At 70.2% G+C, this 25,518-nt stretch carries 22 protein-coding genes and 4 pseudogenes; 18 read left to right on the top strand and 8 right to left on the bottom strand.

Annotated features, from left to right (window positions below; genetic code table 11):
- Positions 1 to 1,053 (bottom strand): glutathione S-transferase family protein, encoded by a 1,053-nt coding sequence (locus ACRRRO_RS03345; RefSeq protein ID WP_424796378.1) that lies wholly within the window; start codon positions 1,051 to 1,053, stop codon positions 1 to 3.
- A gap of 85 nt (positions 1,054 to 1,138) precedes the next feature.
- On the opposite strand from ACRRRO_RS03345, the gene ACRRRO_RS03340 reads away from it, so the two are divergent.
- Positions 1,139 to 1,969 (top strand): aldo/keto reductase, encoded by an 831-nt coding sequence (locus ACRRRO_RS03340; RefSeq protein WP_424796377.1) that lies wholly within the window; start codon positions 1,139 to 1,141, stop codon positions 1,967 to 1,969.
- Between the two features lie 44 nt (positions 1,970 to 2,013).
- Here ACRRRO_RS03340 and ACRRRO_RS03335 read toward each other — a convergent pair whose 3' ends face one another.
- A complete protein-coding gene (locus ACRRRO_RS03335; RefSeq protein WP_434081073.1) occupies positions 2,014 to 3,639 on the bottom strand; it encodes a dolichyl-phosphate-mannose--protein mannosyltransferase in 1,626 nt (541 codons plus the stop codon).
- 139 nt (positions 3,640 to 3,778) lie between these two features.
- Here ACRRRO_RS03335 and rsmI point away from each other — a divergent pair, with 139 nt between their 5' ends.
- On the top strand, positions 3,779 to 4,696 hold the full coding sequence (rsmI, locus tag ACRRRO_RS03330) for a 16S rRNA (cytidine(1402)-2'-O)-methyltransferase (RefSeq protein ID WP_424796375.1): 918 nt from the start codon (positions 3,779 to 3,781) through the stop codon (positions 4,694 to 4,696).
- Between the two features lie 165 nt (positions 4,697 to 4,861).
- On the top strand, positions 4,862 to 5,467 hold the full coding sequence (locus ACRRRO_RS03325; RefSeq protein WP_424796374.1) for a class I SAM-dependent methyltransferase: 606 nt from the start codon (positions 4,862 to 4,864) through the stop codon (positions 5,465 to 5,467).
- 549 nt (positions 5,468 to 6,016) lie between these two features.
- Here the strand turns inward: ACRRRO_RS03325 and ACRRRO_RS03320 are convergent.
- Positions 6,017 to 6,565 carry an FAD-dependent oxidoreductase gene (locus ACRRRO_RS03320; protein ID WP_434081072.1) on the bottom strand — a complete coding sequence of 183 codons (549 nt, stop codon included), beginning with the start codon at positions 6,563 to 6,565 and terminating at the stop codon, positions 6,017 to 6,019.
- A gap of 71 nt (positions 6,566 to 6,636) precedes the next feature.
- On the opposite strand from ACRRRO_RS03320, the gene ACRRRO_RS03315 reads away from it, so the two are divergent.
- Positions 6,637 to 7,206, top strand: a complete 570-nt coding sequence (locus ACRRRO_RS03315) for a helix-turn-helix domain-containing protein (protein WP_424796372.1) — start codon at positions 6,637 to 6,639, stop codon at positions 7,204 to 7,206.
- Between the two features lie 183 nt (positions 7,207 to 7,389).
- Positions 7,390 to 8,412, top strand: a complete 1,023-nt coding sequence (locus tag ACRRRO_RS03310) for a 6-phosphofructokinase (protein WP_424788929.1) — start codon at positions 7,390 to 7,392, stop codon at positions 8,410 to 8,412.
- 15 nt (positions 8,413 to 8,427) lie between these two features.
- On the opposite strand, the gene ACRRRO_RS03305 is transcribed toward ACRRRO_RS03310, so the two are convergent.
- Positions 8,428 to 9,006, bottom strand: coding sequence for an isochorismatase family protein (locus ACRRRO_RS03305; RefSeq protein WP_424796371.1), 579 nt, complete (start codon positions 9,004 to 9,006; stop codon positions 8,428 to 8,430).
- A 153-nt stretch (positions 9,007 to 9,159) separates the two neighbouring features.
- Here ACRRRO_RS03305 and ACRRRO_RS03300 point away from each other — a divergent pair, with 153 nt between their 5' ends.
- From ACRRRO_RS03300 to ACRRRO_RS03240, 13 genes and pseudogenes are all read left to right on the top strand, one after another.
- Positions 9,160 to 10,350 carry an aminotransferase class I/II-fold pyridoxal phosphate-dependent enzyme gene (locus ACRRRO_RS03300; RefSeq protein ID WP_424796370.1) on the top strand — a complete coding sequence of 397 codons (1,191 nt, stop codon included), beginning with the start codon at positions 9,160 to 9,162 and terminating at the stop codon, positions 10,348 to 10,350.
- Positions 10,347 to 11,000: pseudogene (locus ACRRRO_RS03295) on the top strand (pyrimidine reductase family protein); the annotation flags it as partial. The gene ACRRRO_RS03300 and the pseudogene ACRRRO_RS03295, both read left to right, overlap by 4 nt.
- 159 nt (positions 11,001 to 11,159) lie before the next feature.
- Complete coding sequence (gene metG / locus ACRRRO_RS03290; protein ID WP_424796368.1) at positions 11,160 to 12,965, top strand: methionine--tRNA ligase; 1,806 nt, start codon at positions 11,160 to 11,162, stop codon at positions 12,963 to 12,965.
- A gap of 115 nt (positions 12,966 to 13,080) precedes the next feature.
- The gene (locus ACRRRO_RS03285; protein WP_424796367.1) at positions 13,081 to 13,983 is read left to right on the top strand and encodes a TatD family hydrolase; all 903 of its coding nucleotides are present in this window, start codon (positions 13,081 to 13,083) and stop codon (positions 13,981 to 13,983) included.
- A gap of 184 nt (positions 13,984 to 14,167) precedes the next feature.
- Positions 14,168 to 14,593, top strand: a complete 426-nt coding sequence (locus ACRRRO_RS03280) for a hypothetical protein (protein ID WP_434081071.1) — start codon at positions 14,168 to 14,170, stop codon at positions 14,591 to 14,593.
- Positions 14,590 to 14,850, top strand: a pseudogene (locus tag ACRRRO_RS03275) (G5 domain-containing protein); the annotation flags it as partial. The gene ACRRRO_RS03280 and the pseudogene ACRRRO_RS03275, both read left to right, overlap by 4 nt.
- Before the next feature lie 192 nt (positions 14,851 to 15,042).
- Positions 15,043 to 15,327, top strand: a pseudogene (locus ACRRRO_RS03270) (transglycosylase SLT domain-containing protein); the annotation flags it as partial.
- A gap of 354 nt (positions 15,328 to 15,681) precedes the next feature.
- Entirely contained in the window at positions 15,682 to 16,884 is a 1,203-nt protein-coding gene (locus ACRRRO_RS03265; RefSeq protein WP_434081070.1) for a transglycosylase family protein, read from the top strand.
- Between the two features lie 83 nt (positions 16,885 to 16,967).
- Entirely contained in the window at positions 16,968 to 17,789 is an 822-nt protein-coding gene (locus ACRRRO_RS03260; protein WP_424796364.1) for an SDR family NAD(P)-dependent oxidoreductase, read from the top strand.
- Between the two features lie 2 nt (positions 17,790 to 17,791).
- Positions 17,792 to 18,703 (top strand): 16S rRNA (adenine(1518)-N(6)/adenine(1519)-N(6))-dimethyltransferase RsmA, encoded by a 912-nt coding sequence (gene rsmA, locus ACRRRO_RS03255; RefSeq protein WP_434081069.1) that lies wholly within the window; start codon positions 17,792 to 17,794, stop codon positions 18,701 to 18,703.
- A gap of 11 nt (positions 18,704 to 18,714) precedes the next feature.
- A pseudogene (locus ACRRRO_RS03250) lies at positions 18,715 to 19,640 on the top strand (4-(cytidine 5'-diphospho)-2-C-methyl-D-erythritol kinase).
- A gap of 144 nt (positions 19,641 to 19,784) precedes the next feature.
- Positions 19,785 to 20,024 (top strand): heavy-metal-associated domain-containing protein, encoded by a 240-nt coding sequence (locus ACRRRO_RS03245; protein ID WP_424788917.1) that lies wholly within the window; start codon positions 19,785 to 19,787, stop codon positions 20,022 to 20,024.
- 23 nt (positions 20,025 to 20,047) lie between these two features.
- Positions 20,048 to 20,956, top strand: a complete 909-nt coding sequence (locus ACRRRO_RS03240) for an NADP-dependent oxidoreductase (protein ID WP_434081068.1) — start codon at positions 20,048 to 20,050, stop codon at positions 20,954 to 20,956.
- A 22-nt stretch (positions 20,957 to 20,978) separates the two neighbouring features.
- Here the strand turns inward: ACRRRO_RS03240 and ACRRRO_RS03235 are convergent, their stop codons facing one another.
- The 4 genes from ACRRRO_RS03235 to ACRRRO_RS03220 form a co-directional block, all read right to left on the bottom strand.
- Positions 20,979 to 22,058 carry an LLM class flavin-dependent oxidoreductase gene (locus ACRRRO_RS03235; RefSeq protein WP_424796360.1) on the bottom strand — a complete coding sequence of 360 codons (1,080 nt, stop codon included), beginning with the start codon at positions 22,056 to 22,058 and terminating at the stop codon, positions 20,979 to 20,981.
- 27 nt (positions 22,059 to 22,085) lie between these two features.
- Complete coding sequence (locus tag ACRRRO_RS03230; protein ID WP_424796359.1) at positions 22,086 to 22,790, bottom strand: Crp/Fnr family transcriptional regulator; 705 nt, start codon at positions 22,788 to 22,790, stop codon at positions 22,086 to 22,088.
- 270 nt (positions 22,791 to 23,060) lie between these two features.
- A complete protein-coding gene (locus tag ACRRRO_RS03225) occupies positions 23,061 to 24,863 on the bottom strand; it encodes an ABC-F family ATP-binding cassette domain-containing protein (RefSeq protein WP_434081067.1) in 1,803 nt (600 codons plus the stop codon).
- A gap of 97 nt (positions 24,864 to 24,960) precedes the next feature.
- The gene (locus ACRRRO_RS03220) at positions 24,961 to 25,467 is read right to left on the bottom strand and encodes a MarR family winged helix-turn-helix transcriptional regulator (protein WP_424796357.1); all 507 of its coding nucleotides are present in this window, start codon (positions 25,465 to 25,467) and stop codon (positions 24,961 to 24,963) included.
- Positions 25,468 to 25,518 lie beyond the last annotated feature (51 nt).

Here is a 25,518-nt window from a genome sequence, read left to right as displayed (position 1 = left end):
CTACTGCTGCTCGGCGAGCGCGCTGAGCGGGTTCGCATCGGCCGGCACCCGCTCACCCTCGGCGACCGGCCCGGGGGGTGAGCCCTCACCGAAGGGACGCCCACCGAGTTCCTCCCGTCCGTGCGGGCTCAGCCAGTCGGCCAGTTCCGGTCCGGTGGGCACGATCTGGGAGGGATTGATGTCGGTGTGCACCACGTAGTAGTGCTCCTTGATCTGGGTGAAGTCCACCGTGTCCCCGAAGCCCGGGGTCTGGAACAGGTCCCGGGCGTAGGCCCACAGCACCGGCATCTCGGTGAGTTTCGCCCGGTTGCACTTGAAGTGCCCGTGGTAGACCGGATCGAACCGCACCAGCGTGGTGAACAGGCGCACATCGGCCTCGGTGATGGTGTCCCCGACCAGGTAGCGCTGGGTGGCCAGGCGCTCGCTGAGGGAGTCCAACGCCGCGAACAGGCGGTGGTAGGCCCGCTCGTAGGCCTCCTGGGAGCCGGCGAACCCGCACCGGTACACCCCGTTGTTCACCTCGGTGTAGATCTCCTGGGCGATCCGGTCGATCTCCTCCCGGTGCGCCTCCGGATACAGGTCCGGGGCACCCTCGCGGTGGAACGCGGTCCACTCGGTGGAGAAATCCAGGGTGATCTGCGGGTAGTCATTGGTGACCACGGCACCGGTGGGCACGTCCACGATCGCGGGCACGGTGATGCCCTTGGGATAGTCGGGGAACCGAGCGAAGTAGGCCTGCTGCAACCGTTCGATCCCCAGCACCGGGTCCACCCCGCCGGGGTCGAGGTCGAAGGTCCAGGAGCGGGAGTCGTGTGTGGGCCCGGGCATCCCCAGGGAGATCGCGTCCTCCAACCCCAGTAGCCGCCGCACGATAATGGTGCGGTTGGCCCACGGGCAGGCCCGTGCCGCGACCAGCCGGTACCGGCCGGCCTCGACCGGGTAGCCGTCCCGCTCATCGGCGGTGATCCGGGTCTCGATGTAGTCGGTGTCGCGGTTGAACTCCTCGCCCGCGGTGACGTAGGACCCCTCGGTGCTGTACTCATCCTGGCTCATACCCCCAGCGTAGGTGCGTCCCCCCGAGCGTGCAGGTGCAGTTCCTCCGCGGGTGTCCAGCGCGGGTAACCGCTATCCTGGGGGCGTGACGAACAACGAGATTCCCCAGGTGTCCCTGTCCGATAGCACATCCATCCCCCAGCTCGGGTACGGGGTCTGGCAGGTGCCCGACGACGAAGCACAGGGTGCCGTCGAGCACGCCCTGTCGGTGGGGTACCGGATGATCGACACCGCCCAGGCCTATGAGAACGAGGCCGGCGTGGGCCGGGCGCTCCGGGCCAGTGGCCTCTCGCGCGATGAGGTCTACGTGACCACCAAACTCGCCAACCCCGACCAGGGCTATGACTCAACGATGCGCGCCTACGACGAGAGCCTGGCGCGCCTGGGTCTGGAGACGGTGGACCTGTACCTGATCCACTGGCCGCTCCCGTCCCAGGACAACTACTCCGCCACCTGGAAGGCCCTGGTGGCGTTGCAGGAGGAGGGTCGGGTGCGCTCCATCGGGGTGTCCAACTTCCACGAGGCGCACCTGGACCGGATCATCGACGAGACCGGAAACGCACCGGTGATCAACCAGGTCGAGATGCACCCCTACCTCCAGCAGGCCGACCTCCGGGCGATCAACGCCGACCGGGGCATCGTGACCCAGTCCTACTCCCCGCTGGGTAGCGGGAAGGGTCTGCTCGAGGATGCGGACCTGACCACGCTGGCCGAGACCAAGGGCGTGACCAGCGCTCAGTTGGTGCTCGCCTGGCACCTTGCGCTCGGTGTGGTCACCATCCCCAAGTCCGTCACCCCGGCACGCATCGAGGAGAACCTCGGGGCAGCCGGTGTGGAACTGACCGAGGAGGAGTTGGCCACGATCGCCGCCCTGGACCGCGGCGTGCGGTTCGGTGGGGACCCGGACAAGGGCTGAGCCGAACGGCTGGGGCCGGCGCCCGAATGCCTGTGGGCGCCGGCTCACACCCAGTTCGGCAGCCACATGTGCAGGTGCCAGATCGAATAGGGCACCCATTGGTTGGTCCAGACCGGCCAGAACCATGCGCTGACCGCCAGGGCGAGCACCACGATCAGCGTGGCCACCCAGATCCCGGGCCGGCGCTGCGGTAGTGGTACCGAGGCCGGACCGAGCAGTTCCCCCAGGGCGTAGGTCAGGGCGAGCACCACGAACGGCACCAACGCCACGGTGTAGAAGGTGAAGATGGTGCGCTCGGTGTACAGCAGCCACGGGGCGTAGGTGGCCAGGTACCCGGCCAGGATCGCCCAGGCCCGCCAGTCCCTGCGCACCAGGGCCGACCACAGCACCAGCACCAGCGCCAGGGCCGCGCCCCACCAGATCACCGGGTTGCCCAGTGAGGTGATCGCTGCCGCGCACTTCTCCGCCCCGCACACCTCCCGGGCACCGTCCTCGGCCTCCAGGGTGCGCCAGGCGAAGGATGTGGGCCGCCACTGGATCAGCCACCCAGCCGGGTGGGCCTGGTAGGTGTGTTCGGACGTCAGACCGGTGTGGAAGTCCCACATCCGCAGGTGGTACTCCCACAAGGAGTTCAGCGCGTCCGGCAACCAGGTGCGTACCGGCTCGGCGGCCACCGCGTTGACATCCCGGGCCCAGTACCGGTTGTAGGACTCGGGGTGGGCGAACCAGTTCGCCCAGGTGGCCAGGTAGGCCGCTGCGGCGGCGGGCACCATCGTGAAGAAGGCCGGCGCACCGTCCCGCAGCACGCCCGAACCGGCCCAGAACCGCACCCCGATGGCATGGCGGGCGCTGATGCTCCAGGCCACCGCGAACACCCCGAACACCGCGACGGCGTAGATCCCGGACCACTTCACCCCGGTGCCGAGTCCGCCCAGCACACCGGCGGCGAGCAGCCACCAACGCATCCCCGCCGGTGGCCCCCACGCATGGGCGTAGCCGCCGTGGGAGGTCAGTTCCCGCGCCCCGGTACGGGCCAGGCGGCGCCGGTGGGAGTCTCGGTCCAGCAACAGCGCCCCGAAGGCCGCCACGATCCAGAACTGCAGGAAGATGTCCAGGATCGAGATCCGCGACATGACCAGGTGCACCCCGTCCACGGCCAGGAGCAGACCCGCCACCGCGCCCAGCAGGGTGGAGTTGAACAACCTCCGGCCGATACGCACCAGCATCAGCACGCTCAGCGCTCCGACGATCGCCGCGCCGAAGCGCCACCCCACCGGGTTGTCCACCCCCACCAGGCGCATCCCGAGCGCGATCATCCACTTACCCAGCGGCGGATGCACCACGTAATCGGCCTGCGGGTTCAGGTCGGAGAAGTCCCCGACCTCGAAGGCGGAATCGGCGTCCTCGTTCCACACCCCCTCATAGCCCAGCGCGAGCAGTGAGTAGGCCTGCTTGACGTAGTAGGTCTCGTCGAACACCAACCGTCCGGGGCGGTCCAGGTGCACCAGGCGCAGGACGGCCGCGAGGGCGGCGACCACCAGGGCCACCACCCAGCCGACCCACGAGCGACCGCTGACCGGGGTGAGCAGCCGGGCAAGCAGGTCCCGCCCACCGCCTCGGGCGACCGCCCGGCGCTGGGCGGTGGGTCGGTCTGCAGCCGCCGGCGCCACCGGGTCGGCCAGGTGCGTACAGCCCTCAGGTCCGGCAGTCGCCGTCGATCCTCCCGTGCCCGTCCGGGCACCGCGGCACCGCCGGTGGCGGAATGGCGGGCGGCAGGCACGCAGGTGAGTCTAGGTGGGGCACACTGGGATGGTGAGCGTGAGGGACGACGGCGATGCGCGCCCGGCCGCGGACGGCGGGCCTGGCCGGGTGGGTGCCCGGGAAGACGGTGCGACCGGGTCGATCACGTTGGCGGGAACCCCGATCGGTAACGTCGCCGACGCCTCGCCGCGGCTGAGCCGCCTCCTGGAGAGCGCCGACCTGATCGCCGCCGAGGACACCCGCCGTCTCCGCGACCTTGCCGGCCGGCTGCAGGTGGAGGTGACGGCCAAGGTGGTCTCCTACCACGAGCACAACGAGACCGCCCGGGCGGCCGAACTGGTGGCCGAGGCGGCAGCCGGTGCCACCGTGCTGGTGGTCTCCGACGCGGGCATGCCGGGAGTGTCCGACCCCGGGTACCGCGTGGTACGCGCGGCGGCGCAGGCCGGCGTGCCGGTCACGGCTGTGCCCGGACCGAGCGCGGTCCTGACTGCGCTCGCCCTGTCCGGGCTGCCCAGTGACCGGTTCACGTTCGAGGGCTTCCTGCCCCGCAAGCCGGGGGAGCGCGCCCGCGTGCTCGCGGCGCTGGCCACCCAGGAACGCACCATGGTCTTCTTCGAGTCCCCCCGCCGGGCCGGGCCCACGCTGGAGGCCATGGCCCGGGCATTCGGTGCCGACCGGGCCGCGGCGGTGTGCCGGGAGTTGACCAAGACCCACGAGCAGGTTCGGCGCGGCACCCTGGACGAGTTGGCGGCGTGGGCCGGGCAGGGGTTGCTGGGGGAGGTGACCGTGGTGGTCGCCGGTGCCGAGCCGACGATCCCCGATGCCGCCGACGCCCTGGATGCGGTGCTGGACCGGGTACAGGGCGGCCAGCGGCTCAAGGACGCCGCCACCGAGGTCGCCGCACTCACCGGGGCCAGCAAACGGGAACTGTACGAGGCGGCCCTGCAGGCCCGCCGCCCCGACTGACCCAGCCGCCCCGCCCCCGGTTCACCCACCCGCCCGCGCACCCACCTATCCGCGCACCCACCCCGCCGTCGAGACCGGCCGGTTGCGGTGCCACCGGCCTCGCGTCCAACCGGTCGGGTGGTCGACCGGGCTGGACGCAGCGGACCGGCAGGGCAGGATGGTGGCATGGCAGAACCGAGCAAGTGGGTCCCGATGACCCAAGCGAACCCCGACCACTCCACCTGGTACATCGAGCGCTTCCGCGCCATGGCGGCCGCCGGGGCCGACCTCGTGGGGGAGGCGCGGTTGATCGACGCGATGGTCCCGCGCGGCGCCCGGGTGCTGGACGCCGGGTGCGGGCCCGGGCGGCACGGTGGCTACCTCGCCGAGGCGGGCCACGAGGTGGTCGGCGTGGACGTGGACCCGGTGCTCATCGCCGCCGCCAAGGAGGACTTCCCCGGGCCCACCTGGCTCGTGGGGGACCTGGCCGAGCTCGACCTTCCCGCCCGTGGCGTCTCCGAAGGGTTCGACGCGATCCTGTGCGCCGGCAACGTGATGACGTTCCTGGCCCCGAGCACCCGGCGGGAGACCCTGCGTCGGATGGCCCGGCACCTACGCGCAGAGGGTCGGGCGGCGATCGGCTTCGGCGCCGGCCGGGGCTATGACGTCGCCGACTTCCTCGATGACGCCCACGACGCCGGACTGGCCCCGGACCTGTTGCTGTCCACCTGGGACCTGCGCCCCTACACCGAGGACTCCGACTTCCTGGTCGCCCTCCTTCGCCACGCCTGACGCGCGGGTAAGGGGCGCCGGCCGGCGTGGGGCCACCCCGAGGAGTACGCGATCTCTCCGGCCACGGTTCGTGGCAGGCGGTACCGCCACGATCATGCTGCCCCCGCGCCGCCGCCCCGAGGGCCGCATCGGTATCGGCACCGACGAGGTCGGCGTTGATGTGCCCTCCGGCCAGGGCGCCGGCGGCGGCCGAGGCGCCCACCTGGGTCATCGGCTCGGCTGCGTTGCCGGCCACCCACACCCCGGGCACAGGCGTACTGCCGGCCATCTCGGTGACGAAGTGTCGGCCCGTCCCGCCGGGCAGGTCGGCCATCGGCAACTGCAGACCGTCCAGGCCCTCGGTGCGCACCCGCAACTGTGTCATCACCGTGAGCACCCGGCGGGCCACCACCGTGCCGTCGTCCAGCCGCACGCCGGCGATCCCGCCGGCCTCGTCCGCCACGACCTCGGTCACCGCCCCGTCGATCACCTCGATGCCCCGCACGGCGAACCGGGAACGGGTATCGGCATCGAGGTCTGTCCCGTTGGCGAAGACGATGACGTCCTCGCTCAACTGGCGGAACAGCAACGTGGCGTGTCGCGATCCCGGCCCGACGGCGAGGATCCCGATGGCTCGTCGCGCAGCTCCCAGCCGTGGCAGTAGGGACAGTGCACCAGGCCGACGCCCCAGTGCTGAGCCAGACCGGGGATGTCGGGCAGCACATCGCGTACCCCGGTGGCGACCAGGATGCGGCGCGCGGTGAGCGTGCGACCGTCGGCCAGGGTGAGGGTGAAGCGGAGGTCGCCATCCGGGCCGGGGGCATCGGGGACGGCGGCGGCGACCGCACCGTCCACGACGAGCCCGCCGTAACTGCGGACCTCCTCGCGCCCGCGCCGGTACAGTTCGGCGGGCGCGATGCCCTCGAGTCCGAGCAGCCCGTGCACCCCTTCGGCCGGGGCGTTGCGCGGACTCGCGGAGTCGATGACGACGACGGTGCGGCGCGAGCGGGCGAGCGTCAGCGCGCCGTTCAGGCCGGCTGCCCCGCCGCCGATCACGGCGACGTCGACGAGCCCGGCCGGCAACTGGTCGTTCCAGGTCTTGGTGGTGGTCTGGTCCATGGTGTCTCCTGTTCGGGTGCTGGGCTCGCCACGCTATGCCTGCATTGCGGTGACGGCATAGCATTGTGCGTATGACGCAAGGAGATGGGGGACTGGAGGGCCTCGTGCGCAACCGGATCCGCGGTCTTCGGGTGTCGCACGGCTGGTCGCTGGAGGAACTGGTCACCCGGGCCAACCTCAGCGCCTCGACGCTCTCGCGCATCGAGACCGGGCAGCGGCGCCTCGCGCTGGACCAGCTCGTGGGCCTGGCCCGCGCCCTGGGTACCACCGTGGATCAACTGGTCGAGGCCGCTCCCGACGACGTGGTCATCTCCCCGGTCACCGACCGGAGCCACGGGTGGCTGCGTTGGCAGGTCCGGGCCGACCCCGGCATGACCGTGGTACGCCAGCGCCTGACCGAGCCGCCGGCGGCCAACCCGGCGCGGATGCACGCCCACCCCGGCCGGGAGTGGCTGGTGGTCATCTCCGGCACCGCGATCCTCATGCTGGGCCAGCGCCGCTACCGCCTCGAGACGAACCAGGCCGCCGAGTTCCCCACGATGCTGCCGCACGCACTCGGCGCCGAGCACGCCCCCACCGAGGTCCTGGGCATCTTCGACCGGGCCGCCCGCCGCGGCCACCGCGACGTCAAGCCCGCCTGAGATCGCGGCCCGGCATCCGAGATTCGTCCCCGTGCATGGGGCGGCGGCGACGTGGCCCCGGCGACGGTGGCTGAACGCGATACCGCCCGCCCACCGGATCGGGGCCGGGGCGTGGGGTGGGGTGGGGTGGGTCCATAGGATGGGAGCGTCCGCCATCCTCCCCGAGTTGTAGTTGGAGTCCTCATGCGCATCGGCCTGATCACTGGTGGCGGAGACTGCGCCGGCCTGAACGCCGCGATCCGTGCGGTGGTCAAACACGGCACCGGTTCAGGGCACTCCATCGTCGGGTTCCGGAACGGGTGGAAGGGCGTGGCCGAAGGCGATGTACTGCATCTGAGCCGGTCCGATGTGCGCAACGTCCTCCCGCTGGGCGGCACCATGTTGGGCACGGCCCGGTTCCACCCGCACCGCGAGGAGGGTGGCGTGGAGGCGGTGCACGCCACCCTGGAGCAGGAGCGGGTGGAGGCGCTGATCTGCATCGGGGGCGATGGCACCCTGCATGCGGCCAGTAAGGTCGCCGAGTCCGGGGTCAAGGTGGTGGGAATTCCCAAGACCATCGACAACGACGTCTGGGGGACCGACAAGGCCATCGGGTTCGACACCGCGGTGCACGTGGCCACCGAGGCGGTCGACAGGCTGCACACCACCGCGGAGTCCCACAACCGGGTGATGGTGGTGGAGGTGATGGGCCGCGATGCCGGCTGGATCGCGGTGCACGCCGGTATCGCCGGTGGTGCCGAGATCATGCTGGCACCCGAGCACCCGTTCGACATCGAGGCCATCGCCCGCGCGCTCCGGCACCGGCACCGCGCGCACGCCTCATTCTCCATCGTCGTGGTGGCCGAGGGCGCGGTCCCGGCACCGGACACCGCCATGACATACACCACCGAACGCGATGAGCTCGGACAGATCGTCGCCGGCGCCACCGCTGAGCGGGTCGCGGGGGAGATCGCCGAGCGCACCGGGTTCGAGACCCGGGTCACGGTGCTCGGTCACATCCAACGCGGCGGCACCCCGCTGCCCAGCGACCGGGTGCTGGCATCCCGGTTCGGCCACGCCGCGGTCGAGGCGCTGAACCACGGACACTCCGAGGTGATGACCGCGGTGCGCGGGGAACAAGTGGAACTGGTGCCGTTGCGCGACATCGCGGGCAAGCTCAAGACCGTGCCGCAGGAACTGCTCAGCGCGGCCCGCGCGCTGGCCTGAGGCCTACCGTGCGGCTCAGAGGGCGCCGGAGGGCACCAGTTCGACGCCCGCGGCGGCCATCCGCTCCCGGGCCTGTTCGCCGAGTTCGGCGCTGACCGGCTCGGTGAGATCGGTCAGGACCCGGGCGCGCAGACCGGACTTGATCGCATCCAGCGCCGTCTCCTTCACGCAGTGGGACTCGGCGAGGCCCACCACGTCGACCGCTGTGATCCCGCCGCGTTGCAGGATCTCCGCCAGGTGCTCACCGTCGGGGTTCGTGCCCTCGAAACCGGAGTAGGCCGCCTCGTACTCCCCCTTCTTCACCGAGTCGTCCGGAGCCAGGTCCACCAGCGCGGGGTGCAGTTCGGCCTCGACGGTGCCGGCGACCCCGTGCGGGGGCCAGGTGTCGATGAAGTCGGGGTTGTCGGAGAAGTGGTCTCCGGGGTCGATGTGCCAGTCCTGGGTCGTCACAACCAGGTCGTACCGGTCCCGGTGCTCGGCGGTGTAGCGCGCGATCTGCTCGGCCACCGCGTTCCCGCCCTCGACGCCCAGGGCGCCGCCCTCGCAGAACGTGGGTTGGACGTCGACCACGAGGAGCGCGCGTTGGGTAGCCATACCCCGACTCTGCCAGGCACCGGGCGTCCCGGCTAGGTCTGGCGTTGATTCGCACCCAACCGGGACCGCCACAGCCATGCCGCCCGATTCTCGGGCGGAGCGGGCTCGCCCACCCCCGGCGACGCCGCTGGATCGCCAGTAGGCTGGACCGTCATGGAGTTCCGTCGTATCCAGGGCCTGCCGCCCTACGTGTTCACCATCATCGACGGGCTGAAGCAGCAGGCGCGTCGAGCCGGTCGGGATGTGGTGGACCTCGGCTTCGGGAACCCGGACCTGCCCTCTCCGCAGATTGCGGTGGACAAACTGGCCGAGGCCGCGCGGAAGACCCGGAACCACCGGTACTCCTCCTCCCGGGGCATCCCGAACCTGCGCCTGGCCGTGGCGCGGTTGTACCAGCGACGTTTCGGCGTCACTCTCGATCCGGACACCCAGGTGCACTCCACCATCGGCGCGAAGGAGGGATTCAGCCATCTGATGTGGGTGCTGCTCGAGCCCGGTGACGCCGCGATCGTGCCCACTCCCTCGTACCCGATCCACATCTGGGGCCCGTACTTCGCCGGTGCCGAGGCCCGCCAGGTGCCGATGGGCGACGGCACCGACGGACCCGGATACATCGACCGGGTGATCGAGGCCTGGGAGATGGGCCGGCCCAAACCGCGGGTGGTGGTGCTCTCCTTCCCGCACAACCCGACCACCTCCGTGGTGGATCTCGCCGATCTGCAACGGCTGGTGGACTGGGCCCGCGAACGCGAGGTAGTCCTCGTGCACGATCTGGCCTACGCGGACATGTGCTTCGACGGGTGGGAGCCGCCCTCCCTGATGCAGTGCGCCGGCGGCGCCGAAGTGGGCGTCGAGTTGTATTCGATGACCAAGTCCTTCTCCATGGCCGGCTGGCGGGTGGCGTTCATGGTCGGGCGCCGGGACGTGATCCACGCCCTCTCCCAGTTGAAGAGCTATCTGGATTACGGCACCTTCCAGCCGATCCAGATCGCCGCCACGGTCACGCTGAACGAGGCCCAGGACTATCCGGCAGAACTGAGCGAGGTGTATGAGTCCCGGCGCAACGCTCTGCACGAGGGACTGAGCCGAATCGGTTGGGAGATCGTCAGACCCCGTGGCACGATGTTCGCCTGGGCCCGGATCCCCCCGGCCTACGCCGACATGGACTCCATCGCCTTCGCAACACATCTGGTGCACGAATGTGACGTCGCGGTCTCACCGGGAGTCGGGTTCGGTGCCGGCGGGGAGGAGTTCGTCCGGTTCGCCCTGATCGAGAACGAACACCGGATCGGCCAAGCGGTCCGGGGCCTGCGCCGCGGGCTGACCCGACTGGAGGCACCGTGACCGATGTTTTCGACCTGGATGACCTGCTGACCCGGTACCAGGTGCCGGACCGGTCCCGGACACATCTGCGGACGAACTTCGTCACCAGCCTGGACGGGGCCGCAACCCACAACGGGCTGACGCAGGGCCTGAACAACGAGGCCGACCACCAGGTGTTCCACACCCTGCGCATGCTGGCCGACGTGGTCCTGGTCGGTGCCGGCACGGTACGCAACGAGGGCTATGAGGAGTTGACCGTCACCGATGCCCGGGCCGACTGGCGCACGGCGCAGGGGTGGCCCCCGCACCCGGTGATGGCCGTGGTCTCCCGCACCCTCGATCTGGATCCGGGCGCCCCGCTGTTCACCCGTGCCCCGGTGCGGCCGATCGTCTTCACCACCACCGAGGCCCCCGAGGGCCCGCGCAGCCGGCTGGGTGAGGTGGCCGACGTCGTCAGTGCCGGAAGCGGGTCGGTCGAGCCCGGGCAGGTGGTCGCCGAACTGACCAGGCGCGGCCTTCCGCAGATCCTCAGCGAGGGCGGGCCGGCCTGGTTCGCCACCATGATCGAGCACGATGCGGTCGATGAGATGTGCCTGACCCTGAGTCCCCTGCTGGAGGGGGGCGATGCCACCCGGATCGTGCGCGACGGTCGCCAGCGCACCAGTGCGATGTCGCTGCTCTCCCTGCTGCGCGCCGAGGACATGCTGATCCTGCGGTACGTGCGCCCGGAACTGGCTCCGGCGGTGAGCCACGTCGCCACGCGCAGCCGGGCTGGGACGGCGATCGGCGTCGTCGGGAACGACGGCGACCGGCCGTTAGGATCGGGAGACATGACCCGCATACTCTCCGCGGTGGCCTGGCCCTATGCCAACGGCCCCCGGCACATCGGCCATGTCGCCGGCTTCGGCGTTCCCTCTGACGTGTTCAGCCGGTACATGCGCATGTCCGGCCACGAGGTGCTGATGGTCTCCGGGACCGATGAACACGGGACCCCGATCCTGGTCACCGCCGACGCCCAGGGTGTGAGCCCGCAGGAGTTGGCCGATGAGAACAACGAGATCATCGTCGCCGACCTGGTGAACCTGGGCTTGTCCTATGACCTGTTCACCCGCACCACCACCGCCAATCACATCGAGGTGGTGCAGGAGATGTTCACCACCTGCCACCGCAACGGCTACATGATCGAGCAGACCACCTCCGGTGCGATCAGTCCCTCCACCGGGCGGACCCTGCCGGACCGGTACATCGAGGGCACCTGCCCCATCTGTGCCTACCCGGACGCCCGCGGGGACCAGTGCGACAACTGCGGCAACCAACTCGACCCCACCGACCTGATCGATCCCCGTTCCAAGGTCAACGGCGAGACGCCCGAGTTCATCGAGACCAATCACTTCTTCCTCGATCTGCCCGCCCTGGCCGAGACGATGCAGGAATGGCTGGAGGATCGAGCGGCCTCGGGCACCTGGCGCCCCAACGTCATCAACTTCTCCCTGAATCTGCTCAAGGACATGCGCCCACGGGCGATGAGCCGCGATATCGACTGGGGGATCCCCATCCCGCTGGAGGGATGGCGGGACAACCCGAACAAACGGCTGTACGTCTGGTTCGACGCCGTGATCGGGTACCTCTCCGCCTCGATCGAGTGGGCCCGCCGGATCGGTGAGCCGGAGCGCTGGCGGGACTGGTGGTCCGATCCGGAGGCCCAGTCCTACTACTTCCAGGGCAAGGACAACATCACCTTCCACTCCCAGATCTGGCCGGCCGAGCTACTCGCCTACGCCGGAGCCGGCGACGCCGGAGGGGAGCCGGGAACCTACGGGAAGCTGAACCTGCCCACCCAGGTGGTGGCGTCGGAGTTCATGACGATGGAGGGCCGGGCCTTCTCCACCTCGCGTTCCCACGTGATCTACGTACGCGACGTGCTGGAGCGCTATGGACCGGACCCGCTGCGCTACTTCATCAGCGCCAACGGGCCCGAGACGGCCGATGCCGACTTCTCCTGGGCCGAGTTCGTCCAGCGCAACAACGCGGAACTGGTGGGCGGCTGGGGAAACCTGGTGAACCGCACCGCCACGATGATCCACCGCAACTTCGGGGAGATCCCCCCGGTAGCCGACCTGGAGCCGGTGGACACCGAGGTGCTCTCCCGCGTGCGCGCCGCTTTCGGGACTGTGGGCGACCTGATCGAGCGGCACCGCCAGCGCGCCGCGATCGCTGAGGCGATGGCGGTGGTGGGTGAGGTGAACAAGTACATCTCGGTCACCGAACCGTTCAAACTCAAGGCACCCGAGCAGCGGGACCGGCTGGGCACCGTCCTGCACGTGCTGGCCCAGGCGGTCAGTGACCTGAACCGGATCCTGGCCCCGTTCCTGCCGCACGCCGCCAACCGTGTGCACACCGTGCTCGGCGGGACCGGTGAGTTCATGCCGATGCCGCGCAGTGAGCGCGTGGACGACATGGACGACGCCACCCGCGACTACATGGTGATCACCGGTGAGTACACCCGGACCCCGCCGTGGGCATCGGTGCCGGTGACCCCGGGCACCACGATCGATGCGCCCACACCGGTGTTCACCAAACTGGACACCGAGGTGGTCGAGTCCGAACGAGCGCGGCTCGGGATCCCGGCGTCCTGATGGTCTGCCGAGTGCACCGCTGGGGCCGCCGGCGTCACCGGATGACATGCCTCCAGCACCGCCGGGCTCATCCGGCCCGCCCGATCGCGCGCTTGCCGCATCGCGGGAAGCGCTGATGGCACGGTCGCGCGGGTGGCCACCGGACCCCGAGCCGTTCGACGTCCCGCTGGTGGACAACCACACCCACCTGACTCACGTCGGTGACGTAATGGACGACGGCGTGGGTGACCCGGGCGTGGCAGCGCACCTGCGCCGGGCAGCGGCCGTCGGGGTGGGCCGGGTGCTACAGGTGGGCTGTGACCTGGACAGCGCCCCTGCCAGTGTGGCCATGGCGGCCGAGCACGCGGAGGTGCTGGCCGGTGTGGCGATCCACCCCAACGAGGCACCGCTGCACGACGGGGTGCGGGAGGTGGCACCGGACGGACTGGAGCCGCACGTGCTGGAGCGGCACCGAGTCGGTCTGGACGAGGCCATCGCGCAGATCGCCGGCCTGGCCGGTCACGAACGGGTGCGCACCATCGCCGAGACCGGACTGGACTTCTTCCGTACCGGTGAGCGAGGCCGGGCCGGCCAGCGCCGCTCCTTCCGTGAGCACATCGCCCTGGCCAAGGAGCTGGACCTACCGATGCAGGTGCATGATCGCGAGGCGCACGCGGAGATCCTGGCCGTGCTCGACGCGGACGGGCCACCTCCGGTCACGGTGCTGCACTGCTTCTCCGGTGACGCCGACTTCGCGCGGGAGTGCGCGGAGCGCGGCTTCTTCCTGTCCTTCGCCGGCACGGTGACCTTCAAGAACGCCCACTACCTGCGCGAGGCGGCGCTGGCGGTGCCGGCGAGCCGGTTGCTGGTGGAGAGCGACGCACCGTTCCTGACCCCGCACCCGTGGCGAGGCGCTCCGAACGGCCCGTACCTGGTTCCGCACACGGTGCGGGCCCTGGCGCAGGTGCGCGGTGAGGACCCGGCCGTCCTGGGCGCGGCGATCACCCGCACCAGCGAGGAGATCTACGGGTCCTGGTGAGGTCTCAGCGGCACGGGGACGTAGCGGGACCCGGGATGCCCGCGCGTTGACCCGGACTCTCCGGGTCACCAGCCGGGCAGGAATATCCTCTCCGGGGGGCTGGCCGAGAAGGTCACAGATCGGTTACGGTCGGGGGTGGCTGTACCCTCCACAGTCGCCACGTAGCCGAAGGACGCCCGTTTCTGTGTCATCCAATTCTGAGTCAACTGCATCCGGGTCCGAGCGCCGCCACCGTGCGGCCGGTTCGACGACCGCTGGGCTACCGAGGTCCCTGAAACGGGCCATCGGTGCCGGTGCCCTGGCAGTGATCATGGCCGGCTCGGTCGGTTTCGCCTCCTTCACCGGGGGTCTCGCGCCGCTGAGCGGGGGATCCACTGATCAGGAGCCCGCAGCCGGACCGGACCTGGACGCCCGCGGCGTCTGGTCCCAGGTCTCCCGCAGTGGCGATGAGCGGACCGACCTGGACTCCCTGGAGGCCGACCCGGTCACCTTCACCGCCACCATCGACGGTGACGAACTGGAGATCACCTCCGGGGCTCCCACCCTTGCCGATGCGTTGATCGATCACGGCATCCTGGTGGGTCTGGATATGAGGTCTCCGCGCCGATGAACAAGCCGCCAGAGGATGGGGACGAGGTCGAGGTGACCCGCGTCGGCACCGTCTTCGGTGCCGAGACGGAGGAGATCGCCTATGAGACCGAGGAGCGTTACACGAGTTCGCTGACCCGGGGGAACCGCCAGGTCCAGACGGCCGGCGTGAACGGCGAGCGGGTCCGCACCTACGTCGCCACCTACGAGGACGGCGAGGAGGTCTCCCGCACCATCCAGTCCGAGATCCTGGCCAGCGCTCCGGTCACCGAGGTGGTCCTGGTCGGTACTGCCGCACCCCGGCCCGCGCCCACCCCCACTCCCACCAGTTCCGGCTCCTCGAGTTCCTCAAGTTCCGGTTCGTCGAGCTCCGGCTCCTCGAGTTCCTCAAGTTCTGGTTCCTCGAGTTCCTCCGGCTCCAGTTCGTCGGAGCCCTCCTCCTCGGGCTCCTACTCCGGTGACCCCCGGTCGATCGCCCGGCAGATGGTCGCCGACCGCGGCTGGGGCAGTGACCAGTTCAGCTGTCTGGACCGGCTCTGGCAGAAGGAGTCGAACTGGAACCACCGCGCCCAGAACCCTTCCTCGGGCGCCTACGGGATCCCGCAGTCGCTGCCCGGTAGCAAGATGGCCTCGGCCGGTTCGGACTGGCGCACCAACCCCGCCACCCAGATCACCTGGGGCCTGAACTACATCTCCGGCCGGTACGGCAACCCCTGTGCAGCCTGGGCGCACTCCCAGCAGCGGAACTGGTACTGAGGGGCGCCAACCCGTGCCGACCGGCCCTGGGCCGGTCGTGAGTGCGCTCACAGACCCTGGCCCGACGGTCACGATTCGATTACAGTCGCGCGGTGACGTTGCGCCCCGCGCGACGACCGCTCAGCACCAACTCGGCTATCCCTCCCGCCGGTGATCCGGCACGACCCGTAGGACGTTTGTGAGTCTCTTCCGTAAGTCGCGATCCGACAGCCCCGACCAATCGCGGTCCGACGTCGACGTAACCGCGACGCCCCCGCCGCGAACGACGGGTCCCACCCGCAGCCGGACACCGGTGACCACGCCACGGAGGACGCCGGAGCCGGCGCGGCCGCGCCGCGTCGACGTCGCAGGCTGGTGGCGGCCGGGGCACTGGTCGTGGCCCTGGGCGCAGCGGGCGGACTGACCGCCGCGGCACACAAGACGGTCGAACTGGACGTCGACGGGCAGATCCACGAGGTGTCCACGTTCAGCCGGGACATCGAGGCACTCCTGGTGGCCGAGGGCATCGAACCGGCCGAGCGTGACCTGGTGGTGCCCGCCCCGCAGGAGCGTCTGCGCGACGGAACCCAGGTGGTGGTGCGCAGCGCCCAGCAGATCGAGTTCCAGGTCGAGGGTGAGTTCGAGACCCTGTGGACCACCGCGCTCACCGCGGATGAGGCCCTGGAGCACCTCGCAGCCAGCGGCCGCGAGGTGGCCATGACCGCCTCCCGCTCCTCCGGGCGTGCCGAACTGGCCATGCCGCTGACCCAGGGTGGCCCGGTGCAGATCCACATCGACGGTGCGGAGCGCACCGTCTCACCCAGCGGCACCGCCGATCTGGCCGGTGTGCTGCGCCTTGCCGAGATCGAGATCAACCCGGCCGACCGGGTGAGCCTGAGCATGGGAGACCAGGGCACCCCGGTACTGACCGTGCAGCGGGTTCAGAACGAACGCGTCACCCACACCGAGACCATCGAGCACGAATCGGTCCAGCGCGAGACCGCCGACCTGTACCGCGGCCAATCCCGGGTGGTAGCCGAGGGCGCCGACGGCGAACGCACCTACACCAGTGCCCAGGTCCTGGTGGACGGTGAGGTCGAGTCCACCAAGCACATCGGGGTGGAGGTCACCACCGAACCCCAGGACCGGGTCGTGGAAGTCGGCACCGCCGTACGCCCGGCGCCGCAGCCGGCCCCCACCCGTTCCAGCGACACAAGTTCGTCGGGTTCGTCCGGTTCGTCCGGTTCGGGCTCGTCGGGTTCGTCCAGTTCCTCCGGTTCGTCGGGTTCGTCCGGTTCGGACTCCACCAGCGGCTCCACCGGTGGTGGCTCTGTCTCAGGTGACGTCTGGGCCCGGTTGGCCCAGTGCGAGTCCGGCGGGAACCCGCGTGCGGTCTCCCCCTCGGGCACCTACCACGGGCTCTACCAGTTCTCGGTGGCCACGTGGCAGTCCGTGGGCGGTTCGGGGCTGCCCTCGGAGGCCTCCCCGGCGGAGCAGACCCAGCGCGCTCAGGCGCTGCAGGCCCGCTCCGGTTGGGGCCAGTGGCCGCATTGCTCCTCGGTGCTCGGGCTGCGCTGACGCGAGCCGGTCCCGGGCGGGCGGTCGGTCGGTCCGGTCGCTAGGCTGACCGAGCCTGCACCGCCGACCCGATGGAGTACTCGATGCCCGCACCCATTCCGGATCGTTTCACCGGTTCCACCGTCCTGGTCACCGGCGCCGGGCACGGGATCGGACGTGCCACCGCACAACGATTCCTGGCCGAGGGTGCCCGGGTGGTGCTCGCCGACGTCGACGCCGATGCGGCGGGCGAGGTGGCCGAACAGTACCCGGGCGACCACGCCCTGGCCCTGGCCTGCGACGTCACCAACACCGAGAGTGTGAACGAGGCGGTCACCACCGGCGCCCGATGGGCCGGCGGCTTGGACGTGTTGGCAAACGTGGCCGGGGGAGCCCGGCCGCACCCCCCGATCGAGGAGATGGACGACGACGAGTGGGCGCACGAACTTGATCTGAACCTGACCGGGGTGATGCGCTGTATCCGGGCGGTGGTACCGCACTTGCGGGAGGGTGGCTCGATCGTCTCGGTCAGCTCGATCAACGGCCTCGCCGCCTTCGGCTCTGAGCCGTACTCCTCGGCGAAGGCGGGCCTGACTGCCCTGACCAGGAACCTGGCGATCGATCTGGCCGCGCGGGGGCTACGGATCAACGTGGTGGCTCCGGGCACGGTGCGCACCCGGGTGTGGGACGGTCAGCGCGGTGGTGCGGACCGGAACGCCCCGCTGATCCCGCTGGGCCGCCCCGGTGAACCCGAGGACATCGCCGCGGCGATCGCGTTCCTCGCATCCGCCGACGCCGCGTGGATCACCGGCATCACCCTGCCGGTGGACGGCGGGATGCTGACCGGTCCGCGCCAGATCACCACCACCGCCGCGTGGCGGGACTACCTGGACGCCACCGGCGACGGGTCTGCCCTAGGGTCGTGAGTGTGAGCCCGTCCACAGCCGATGTCCGCCTGCTCACCGGCTCCGACGTGCGCGACCTCGTCCAGCGCCTGGGAGTGCGTCCCACCAAGGCGCTCGGGCAGAACTTCGTCACCGACCCCGGCACCGTGCGCCGGATCGTGCGCGCCGCCGCGGTCACCCCCGGGGAGGTGGTGGTGGAGGTGGGGCCGGGTCTGGGCTCCCTCACGTTGGGACTGTTGGACGCCGGTGCCCGGGTAATCGCGGTGGAGGTCGATCCCGTGCTGGCCGGGGCGCTGCCGGAGACGGTGGCGGTGCAGGCCCCCGGCAGCGGCGCCGACCTGACCGTGCTCACCATGGACGCGCTGGACCCGGCGGAGTTGCCGGCCGATCCGGTGAAACTGGTCTCGAACCTGCCATACAACGTGGCCGTCCCGGTGCTGTTGACCTTCCTGGAGCGTTTCCCCAGCCTGCGCGAGGTCCTGGTGATGGTCCAGTCGGAGGTGGCCGACCGGCTCGCGGCACCGCCCGGATCGCGCACCTACGGGGTGCCCTCGGCCAAGGTGGCCTGGTACGCCTCGGCCGGCAGAGCCGGATCGATCGGGCGCTCGGTGTTCTGGCCGGCGCCCAATGTGGACTCGGCCCTGGTGCGCCTGGTCCGGCGGGATCCGCCGCCCACCACCGCCACCCGGGAGCAGGTGTTCGAGGTGATCGATGCCGCGTTCGCCCAGCGTCGCAAGATGCTGCGCTCGGCGCTGGCCCCCTGGGCCGGGACGACGGCGCGGGCCGAGCAGGTGCTGCGTCGTCGCGCCGGGATCGAGCCCACCCTGCGTGGGGAGCGGGTGGACATCACGGGCTTCGCCGCCATCGCGGCAGCCGGAGCCGGGTTGGGCAGCACCGGCGAGCGCGCCGCCCAGGGCGCGGAGGAGTCCCGGTGAGCGCGGCCACCATGCCCCGGCCGGATGCGGTGCATGTGCGCGCACCCGGCAAGATCAACCTGCGTCTGCGAGTGGGTCCGGTCCGCCGGGACGGCTACCACCCGTTGGCCACGGTGTTCCAAGCAGTCAGCCTGTTCGAGGACGTGCACGCCCGGGTCGCCGATGACATCTCCGTCAGCGTCAGCGGCCGGCACGCCGAGCGGGTGCCCACCGATGAGCGGAACCTGGCCCATTGCGCGGCCACCCTGCTGGCCGATGCCACCGGCACCAGCGCGGGGGTGCACCTGCACATCACCAAGGAGGTTCCGGTGGCCGGCGGCATGGGGGGTGGCTCCGCCGACGCCGCCGCCACGCTGCTGGCGTGCGATCAGGTGGGGCACCGGCCTGGACCGGGAGGAACTGGGCCACCTGGCCGCCGAACTCGGCGCGGACGTGCCGTTCGCGCTGACCGGGCAGACCGCGCTGGGCGTGGGCAGGGGAGACATGCTCACGCCGGCGTTGGCGCGTGGGCGATACCACTGGGTGCTGGCGGTCAGCGAGACCGGGCTGCCCACCCCCGAGGTCTTCGCTTCCCTGGACGCCTCCGGAACGATCCCGCCCAACCGACGGGTGAGCGTGCCGCCGTCGATGATGAAGGCGTTGCTGACCGGGGAACCCAGCCGACTCACCAGTCACCTGGTCAACGACCTGGCCGAACCGGCGGTGCACCTGCGCCCACACCTGACGCAGGTGCTGGCCGCGTTCGAGGGTACCGATGCCCTGGCCACAATCGTCTCCGGGTCCGGTCCCACCATCGCCGCGCTCGCGGCCGATCACACCGCGGCGGTGGCGATCGCCGAGCAGGTGCGCCGGTCCCGGGTGGCCGATGAGTGTGCTTGTGGTGCACGGGCCGGTGCCGGGTGCTCGGCTCACCGAACAGGTCCGTACCGATCGCTGAACCCGGCCACGAGGAACCGGGCGGGACTGCCGTCGGACTTGATCTGTATCAAGGAGATGGAGTCCCAACGTGGGTAGTTTGAGTATCACCAGCCCGGGCGAGGTGTCCGGAACGGACCCAGACAACCACGAAAGGAGCGCCACGATGAGCGCCACCACCAGTAACACGACCACCACGATCCTGCGGGCCGAAGGCTTCTCCTGCCCCTCGTGCGTGGCCAAGATCGAAAAGCGCGTCGGCAAGGTCAAGGGTGTGGACTCGGTGAAGGTCCACTTCGCCTCTGCCCGCGTCGAGGTCGTGCACGACCCCGAGGTCGCCACCACCGACGATCTGGTCGCCGCTATCGCCAAGGCCGGTTACACCGCGCGCCCATCCGCCTTCTGAACCGAGCCGAGGAGAATCACACGATGTCGAGGCAGTACGTCTTCACCACCACCTACGGCGGACCCGACGGCGAGAAACTCACCGAACGGCCGGTGCCCGAGCCGGGTACCGGCCAGGTGACCGTGCAGGTCAAGGCAGCGGGGGTGAACCCCGTGGACTGGAAGATCCGCCAGGGCCTGCTGGGCACCCGCGAGCCGGTTCCGGTGCCGATGGGCCGGGAAGTCGCCGGGGTGGTCACCGCCGTGGGCGCGGACGTGGCGGACCTGACGGCCGGGGACGAGGTGCTCGGGCTGGTCGCTCACGGCGAGGGCGGATTCGCCGACCACACCCTCCTGGACGCCGCCGACCTGGTGGCCAAGCCGGAGGACATCTCCTTCGCCACCGCCGCCCTGATCCCGGTGGCCGGAACGACTGCCTACGACCTCACCCACCAGATCGAACTGGAGGAGGGGCAGAGCCTGGTGATCCTGGGCGCCGGCGGCGGGGTCGGGCACCTGGCCGCCCAGATCGGTCGGGTGCACCAGTTCCGCGTGATCGGTGTGGCCTCCGAGGGTAAGCGGGAACTCGTGGAGTCCACCGGCGCGGTGTTCGTGGCAGCCGGTGCGGGGGCGGCCGACGCGGTGCGCGACCTGCTGCCCGAGGGCGCGGACCTGCTGGTGGACCTGGTCGGGGGGCAGGCCCTGCGTGACCTCGCCGCGGTGGCCAAGTCACCGGGCCTGATCGTCTCCGCGGCCGACGGGGACACCGCGGTTGCGCTCGGTGGGTCGGGGCGGGAGGCCGACCCCGAGTCCCTCTCCAAGATCACCGATGTGATCGGCTATCAGGTGATCACGCCTCAGGTCAGTCACACCTTCGGCCTGGACCAGGCCCGCGAGGCGCTGGCCCTGGTCGAGTCCGGCCACGCCACCGGCAAGGTGATCATCGCGCCCTGACCGGCGCCGCTGGTCGCCCCGGCTAGTCGGCGCCGCCGGCGAGCAACTCGCGCACCCGCGGGATCACCTCGGTGCCGTACAGTCGGATCGCCTCCATCGTGTGGACGTGCGGCATCGGCCCGTTGCTGTACTTGAGATCGAACCGGGACAGTCCGAGTTGACGCACGGTGCGGGCGATCTTGGCAGCCACCGTCTCCGGTGATCCGGCGAACACCGCTCCGGAGGCCACCTCGGCCTCGAAGTCGGAGCGGGTGGTCGGTGGCCAGCCACGCTCCCCGCCGATCCGGTCCCGGTTGGCCTTGAAGTGGGGGAACATCAACTCGCGCGCCTCATCGTCGGTGGCGGCCACGAATCCCGGGGCGTGCACCCCCACCGGGAGTTCCTGCAGACCGAACTCGCCCAGGGCGCGCCGGTACAAGTCGGCGAAGGGCGCGAACCGGGCCGGGTCGCCTCCGATGATCGCCAGCATCATCGGGATGTTGTAGCGCGCCGCCCGCAGCACCGACTCCGGGGACCCACCCACCCCGATCCAGGTGCGCAGCGTCCCGGCCTCGGTCTTGGGGTACACCTGGGCGCCCTGCAGCGGACCCCGAACCGTTCCCTCCCAGGTGACCGGGCCCTCCGAGCGCAGGTCGGCGAACAGGTCGAGCTTCTCGCTGAACAACTTCTCGTAGTCGGTCAGGTCCAGGCCGAACAGCGGGAAGGACTCGGTGAACGATCCCCGCCCCAGCGTGACCTCGGCACGCCCGGATGAGATGCCGTCCAGGGTGGCCATCTTCTCGTACACCCGCACCGGGTCGTCCGAGCTCAGCACGGTGACGGCAGTGCCCAGCAGGATCTGCTCGGTCCTACTGGCGATGGCCCCTAGCACGATCTCCGGGGCGGAGATGGCGAAGTCGTCGCGGTGGTGCTCGCCCAGGCCGATCGCGTCCACCCCGACCTCGTCGGCCAGCACGCCCTGCTCGACTACCTCGCGCAGCACCTGGGCCTGGGTGCGCGGGGCGCCGGAGGTGTCGACGGTGACGTCCCCGAAGGTGTCGAGGCCCAACTCGACCTGGGAGGGGGCAAGGACCGGCTGCAGCGGAGGCGTCGACTCACTCATCCGGACACGATACGCCCGGGCGCAGGCTCAGGCGACGGCGGCCAGGTCCATCAGGGCGTCGATGTCGTGGATGATCAGCCCGCGGGCACCCTGGGTGTGGGCGATCCCGGACTGTTGCAGCTTGCGTAGTTGGCGGCTGAGCGACTCGGGCGTGGTGTCGAGCAGCGAGGCGATGTCCTTCTTCGCCAGCGGCAACTCCACCACCACCCCGTCCTCGGTGGTGGTGCCGTGCAGGGAGAGCACGTACTCGGCCAGTCGCGAGGTCACATCACCGGAGATCACCGAGGCCAGCCGGGTCTCGGTCTGGGCCAGGCGCCTGCTGACCTCCTGCAGCATCCGCATCCCGATCGAGGGGTGAGCGGCCACCAGGCGGCCGAGGTCGGCATGGCGGAACACGCACATGCTGCTCGGTTCCAGCGCGGTGGTGAAGTGATCGGGTCGAGCACCGGTCAGGAACGCCGACTCACCGACGAACTCACCCGGCCCCAGCACTCGCAGGATCTGCTCGCGCCCCTCGGCATCGACCCGGGAGACCTTCACCGCGCCGGTGTGCACCACCATCAACTGGGAGGTGTCCGACCCGGCGGCGTACACCTGCTCGCCGGCATCCACGCTCGTGGGAGTGGCGACGTCGGCGACCTTGACCTGATCGTCGAAACTCAGGCCATGAAACAGGGGCACCTGCACCACACACAGGTTCTCCCGGCCCTCCGGGACATGGGTGTCGACCACGCTGCACCTCCTGATGGGAGTCTAGGACAGGCAACGGCTGCCGCCCGGGGGTGCTCGACCGGCACGGGGACGGGCATCATCCTCCTCGACGTCCCGGGTGAGCCGGTGCACGCCACGTCGGGCTCGGCCGAGGTGGGGAGGGAGAGGGCTACCGGGTGGACTCGTGGATGATCGCCTACCAGGGGGACCCTGCGGTTGCCGTCCTGGTCCATGGGGGCGGCCACGGTGCGGGTGCGGCCGGTGAGACCGTCGAGCGTTTCCTCCGGAACGTCAGCCGGTGACGACATCCGACAACTCCAGCCACCGTTCCTCCAGCTGCGCAACTTCGGCCTCCAGCTCACGCAGCTTGTCGGTGTGCTGTTGCAGACCCTCGTAGTCGCTCTGGTCGTGGTCAGCCAGGCGCTGATGCACCGCCTCGATGCTGCCCGCCATCTTCACCAGTCGACGTTCGATCGCGCTGAACTCCTTCTGGGCCGCTCGACGCTCTGCGCCGGACAACGCCGACGCGTCCTCAGAGTCCGACGTCGTCCTCGCCAGGTCGGGCCGGTCGGCCTGCGTCGTCACCTGCGCCTGCCGCAGCCGCAGGTACTCATCGACCCCACCGGGCACGTGCCGCAGCCGGCCGTCAAGGATCGCGTACTGCTGGTCGGTCACCCGTTCCAACAGGTACCGGTCGTGGGAGACGACGATGAGCGTTCCCGGCCAGGAGTCCAACAGGTCCTCCATCGCGGTGAGCATCTGGGAGTCCACATCGTTCGTCGGTTCATCCAGAGCGATGACGTTGGGTTCACTGAGCAGCAACAGCAGCAGTTGCAGGCGACGTTTCTGACCTCCGGAGAGGTCCTCGACGCGGGCGGAGAGGTGTTCGCGGGCGAAGCCGAGGCGTTCGAGCAACTGCGCCGGGGTGTGGTCCTTGCCGTCGATCGTGAACGTGGTCTTGGTCCGGGCCAGCACCTCGCGTACCCGGTCCCCTCCGATCTCGGCGAGCTGGGAGAACTGCTGGTCCAGCACACCGATCCGCACCGTCTTGCCGTGCTTGACCCGCCCGGTCGTCGGCTGCAGCGTTCCACAGATCAATCCCAACAGGGTCGACTTGCCCGCCCCGTTCGCGCCGAGGATGCCGGTGCGCTCACCGGGTGCGAGTCTCCAGGTGATGTCCCGCAGCACCTGGTGGTCACCGAAGCTCACCGAGACGTCCTCGATGTCCACCACGTCCTTGCCCAACCTGGCCACGGCGAGTCGTTGCAGTTCGATCGGGTTGCGCGCCGGTGGGACGTCCTCGATGAGCTGGTTCGCGGCGTCGATGCGGAACTTCGGCTTGGACGTGCGGGCCGGCGCTCCGCGGCGCAGCCAGGCCAGTTCCTTGCGCATAAGGTTCTGCCGCTTCGCCTCGCTCGCCGCGGCCATCCGGTCGCGCTCGACCCGTTGCAGCACGTAGGAGGCATACCCGCCATCGAACGGCTCCACGATCCCGTCGTGGACCTCCCACGTCTGGGTGCACACCTCATCGAGGAACCAGCGGTCGTGGGTGATCACCAGCAGACCGCCGGCGCTCTTCGCCCATCGCCGCTTGAGGTGCTCGGCCAGCCAGGCGACGCCCTCGACGTCCATGTGGTTCGTCGGCTCGTCGAGGGCGAGCAGGTCCCAGTCGCTCACCAACAGAGCAGCCAGGGCGACCCGGCGCCGTTGCCCACCACTCAGGTCGGCGATCTTCGTCTCCCACGGGATATCGGAGGCCAGGCCGCCGATCACGTCGCGGGCGCGGGCGTCGCGCGCCCACTCGTGCTCGTCGGGCCCGTCGCCCACGATCGAGCGGCCGACCGTCTCTTCCGGATCGAGGTCGTCACGCTGGTCCAGCACCCCGAACCGCACCCCGCCGCGACGCGTCACCCGCCCCGCGTTCGGCTCGATCTGTCCGGACAACATCCCCAGCAGGCTCGACTTGCCGTCACCGTTACGCCCGACGATCCCGATCCGATCGCCTTCCTCCAGCCCGAGCGTCACGGACTCGAAGACCACGCGCGTCGGGTACTCCAGACGCAGGCCCTCGGCTCCAAGCAGATGGGCAGCCATCAGACCACCACCGCGGCGGATTGCTCATCCGGGACGTAGTGAGTTGCCCGCACGGCGGTGGATCCGATGCCGTTCATGACCAGCCCGAGCAGACGACTCATGCGCCGGGGCTCTCGAACTGCACGAGCAGGTGCCGCAGGAGGTCGGCCAGGTGGGTCTGCTCGGTCGCCGGCAGCGCCTTCAGCGCGTCCGCCTCGATGCGCAGCAGGTCGCTCATCGCCGCATCCACCGTGGCCATGCCCTCCTCGGTCAACCGCACCTGCACCACCCGGCGGTCGGCGGGGTGGGCGGTGCGCACCACCAGGCCGTGCACCACGAGCCGGTCGATCCGGTTGGTCATGGTGCCGGAGGAGACCATGGTCTGGTTCATCAGCACGCCCGGGGTGAGCTGGTAGGGCTCCCCGGCCCGGCGCAGTGCGGTGAGGACGTCGAACTCCCAGACCTCCAGATGGTGCTGGGCGAACGCGGCGCGGCGGGCACGGTCCAAGTGCCGGGCCAGGCGGGTGATCCGGGAGAACACGGACAGCGGCAGTGTGGGTAGATCGGGGCGCTCCCGATGCCAGGCGGTGACGATCCGATCCACCTCGTCCTGTGATGTGCCCATGCCCCGAGATTACTCGACATCGAGATATCGCACGTGTGGCGGTCCGGCGCC

The sequence above is a fragment of the Sanguibacter sp. Z1732 genome, assembly GCF_051020515.1.
Taxonomy (GTDB): domain Bacteria; phylum Actinomycetota; class Actinomycetes; order Actinomycetales; family Beutenbergiaceae; genus CALKWS01.
Note: the sequence above shows the minus strand (reverse complement) of the source record. Positions and strands in the feature narration are given on the sequence as shown.